Here is a 2,350-nt window from a genome sequence, read left to right as displayed (position 1 = left end):
GGGCGGAGTGCGCAGGAGCATTTCAACGGGGCACCGACGCCGCTTAGCCTCATCCTGAGGAGGCCGCCACCGGGTCCGCGCAAAGCGCGGCCCGATGACAGGCTCCGCGGGCGTCTCGAAGGACGAGGCGCGCGCTCAGGCCGCTCAAAAATTTCATGTGCGATTGCCCTGCAAGGGGCATCTCGCCGTTCGTGTCACCGCCACCCCAGCTCCGGCGCGACATGCGTCAGAATCGCCTCGATCGCATGCGCGCAGTAGTCGACGCCGAGCTGGTTCGGGATCGTCAGCAGCAGCGTATCAGCCTCGGCGATCGCCTCGTCCTGGCGCAGCTGCTCGATCAGCACATCCGGCTCCGCCGCATAACTCCGGCCGAAGATCGCGCGGGTGCGCGGATCGATGAAGCCGATCTGGTCCTCGCCTTCGCCGCCCCTGCCGAAATAGGCGCGATCGCGATCGTCGATCAGCGCAAAAATGCTGCGGCTGACGGACACGCGGGGCTCGCGGCTGTGGCCCGCCTCTTTCCATGCGGCACGATAGGCGCGGATCTGCGAGGCCTGCTGCACGTGGAAGGCTTCGCCGGTCTCGTCGTTCTTCAGCGTCGAGCTCTGCAGGTTCATGCCGAGCTTGGCCGCCCACACCGCGGTCGCATTCGAGCCGGCGCCCCACCAGATCCGTTCGCGCAGGCCCTGCGCATGCGGTTCGAGGCGCGACAGGCCGGGCGGATTGGGAAACATCGGCTGCGGATTGGGCTCGGCAAAACCCTCGCCGCGGAGCAGGTCGAGGAAGACTTCGGCATGGCGCCGGCCCATGTCGGCGTCGTTCTGGCCCTCGGCCGGGCGATAGCCGAAGTAACGCCAGCCGTCGATCACCTGCTCGGGCGAGCCGCGGCTGATGCCGAGCTGGAGCCGCCCGCCGGCGATGAGGTCGGCGCTTCCGGCGTCCTCCACCATGTAGAGCGGGTTCTCGTAGCGCATGTCGATTGCGGCCGTGCCGATCTCGATCCTGCTGGTCTTGGCACCGACGGCGGCGAGCAGCGGAAACGGCGAGGCCAGCTGCCGCGCGAAGTGATGTACGCGAAAATAGGCGCCGTCCGCCCCTAACTGTTCCGCCGCGAGCGCAAGCTCGATCGACTGCAGCAGCGTATCCGCCGCCGAGCGGGTCTGCGACTGCGGGGAGGGGGTCCAGTGCCCGAAGGAGAGGAATCCGATTTTTTTCATGAAGCCAAGGTAAGTATGATCGCAAGAGTTTGCGATACGTCGGCTGGAGGAAAGTTGGGCAACATGGGAAGGCGTGCACTCGCAAGTGCCGCGCTTTGGGGGGAAGCAGACCTAAGCCGATAACGCCGCCATTCGCATTGAACCGAAACGGTCATTGAAGGGCAATTTTCCAGTCGAGCCGGATGACCTTGCCCATGGCCAACTGCTCCCACTCGTGTCGCAAATATCCCAGCTCTCTCCAAGTCTTTGTACGAGAGCGTCTTCCACTCTCCGCCCACACGTTCGCAAACGCCGCCACAAGTCTTCTTCACTAGGGTTTATCTGATGTAACGCGGTTTGAAATGCACCGACAACAGCCTCTGCCTCCGACAAGTGGCGCTGATTTGCTTTGATGATCTCTGCTGATCTCTCATTGGCTTTAGGTTTCTGTCGTCCTTCAATTACCTCCACACTGGAAAACTTCGCCCCGAAGGCAATCGACCCCCAAAAGCCTCGCCGAAGGCTCATGCCCTTCTCGACAACGAAGTGAATGAGGTCATGTGGAGGGGTGAACTTCCGATCAGGCGCGCGAACACGCAACCTGACGCCATCATCTCGAAAAACGATAATGGCTGGACCGTTGGTTGCTTTTTGTGCATCTATACGCATTAAGGTTGAATACCAAAGAGGCTTCGTTGTTGCAATTGCCCGCCTTTGGGCAAAGCCGCCATCTGCGAAGACGCGGCGTAGTCAGCTGGTTGAGGCGAAGCGGACGACGAGCCGCATGCCCAGGTACTTCCGAATCTGCCCCATAGCGGTCCAAGGCGCGCTCCGGCGTGCTGATATCTCGGGTCCTGTCCCGCCGCGCGTCGTCAAGCCTATCCTCGATAGTAACACTAACTTGGGTGTCAGAATCTGTCACATTAGTCATTGGACTTTTCAGAAATAATTTCGGCCCCTCATTGTTGTTCTTCCTGCGACAGGCGTTCTCGCTGTCGCGTCAACAACGGAGGATTCTTCGATGAGCAACAAGTTGCTTGGTTACCTCATCGCAGGTGCGCTCGCCTCCGCGCTCGCCATTGCCTCGCCGGCCCTCGCCCAGCGCGGCGGTGGTGGCGGTGGCGGGCATGGCATCGGCGGCGGTGGCGGCCTCG

At 62.0% G+C, this 2,350-nt stretch carries 1 protein-coding gene; it reads right to left on the bottom strand.

Going from position 1 to position 2,350, the window contains the following annotated elements; translation table 11 throughout:
- Positions 1-194: 194 nt before the first annotated feature.
- The gene (locus tag CWO91_RS42045) at positions 195-1,217 is read right to left on the bottom strand and encodes an LLM class flavin-dependent oxidoreductase (protein WP_130221154.1); all 1,023 of its coding nucleotides are present in this window, start codon (positions 1,215-1,217) and stop codon (positions 195-197) included.
- Positions 1,218-2,350: the final 1,133 nt, after the last annotated feature.

The organism is Bradyrhizobium genosp. SA-3 (assembly GCF_004212635.1).
Lineage (GTDB): Bacteria > Pseudomonadota > Alphaproteobacteria > Rhizobiales > Xanthobacteraceae > Bradyrhizobium.
The sequence above is the reverse complement of the archived record's forward strand: the minus strand, read 5'-3'. Positions and strand labels throughout refer to the sequence as shown.